Here is a 1,045-nt window from a genome sequence, read left to right as displayed (position 1 = left end):
GTATTCACTGGATGAAAAAACAGTATATACTGTATCTATACACAGTTGTTGATAGATACAGGTGTTTTCCTATGTTAGCCGATATAACCATTCAAAACTTTGCCATCGTTAAATCCTTGGAGTTGGAGTTTAGTAAAGGCATGACGGCGATAACCGGTGAGACCGGGGCAGGTAAATCTATTTCTATTGATGCGCTAGGCTTATGCTTAGGTGACCGCGCCGATGCCAATATGGTGCGCCCAGGGGAAAAGCGCGCTGAAATATCGACCAGTTTCACCTTGGAACAAAACAGTGCGGCGCGACGCTGGTTACAAGATAACGAATTAGAAGACGGTGACGATTGTATTTTAAGACGCGTAATCACTAAAGAAGGGCGGTCACGCGCTTATATCAATGGCAATCCGGTTCCTGCTTCTCAGCAAAAAGCACTTGGGCAACTTTTGATCAACATTCACGGTCAACATGCACATCAACAACTGTTACGCCCTGAGCACCAAATTACGTTGCTTGACCAATATGCGGGTCATCAATCGTTGATCGATAAAATGGCAACGCGCTATCAACGTTGGCGTCGCACAAAAAATGAGCTAAAAGCACTGATAAAGAAAAAGGATGATATTGAGGCGCAACAACAGCTGCTTGAGTATCAAGTGGGCGAACTCAATGAACTTGCGCTTGGTGAAGACGAATATCAGCAAATTGAAGAAGAGCATAAACGCTTATCCAACAGTGGTGATATCGCGATGACAAGCCAAGCAGTGGTTGATCTGCTCTGCGATGGCGAAGAAAGCAATACACTTGGCCTACTAACTGCTGCGCAACAACGTTTGAATGAATTAGCGACACTAGACAATCACTTCTCTCCACTGGCTGAAATGCTCGAAGAAGCTAGAATTCAAACTCAAGAAACCAGTCAGGAGATCGCTCGTTATCTTGATCAACTCGACATGGATCCGCAGCGTTTACAATATTTAGATCAACGCATGGCTACCATTATGAGTTTGTCACGCAAACACCATGTTCAACCAGAGGTGCTGTATAGCAC

The 1,045-nt window shown here is 44.6% G+C and carries 1 protein-coding gene; it reads left to right on the top strand.

The window, feature by feature from the left end:
* Positions 1-71 precede the first annotated feature (71 nt).
* On the top strand, positions 72-1,045 hold a 974-nt coding region (gene recN / locus BZG79_RS15945), incomplete at its 3' end, for a DNA repair protein RecN (RefSeq protein WP_077774901.1).

The sequence above is a fragment of the Salinivibrio sp. MA427 genome (assembly GCF_001996115.1).
In the GTDB taxonomy this organism is placed as follows: domain Bacteria; phylum Pseudomonadota; class Gammaproteobacteria; order Enterobacterales; family Vibrionaceae; genus Salinivibrio; species Salinivibrio costicola.
The sequence above is the reverse complement of the archived record's forward strand: the minus strand, read 5'-3'. Positions and strand labels throughout refer to the sequence as shown.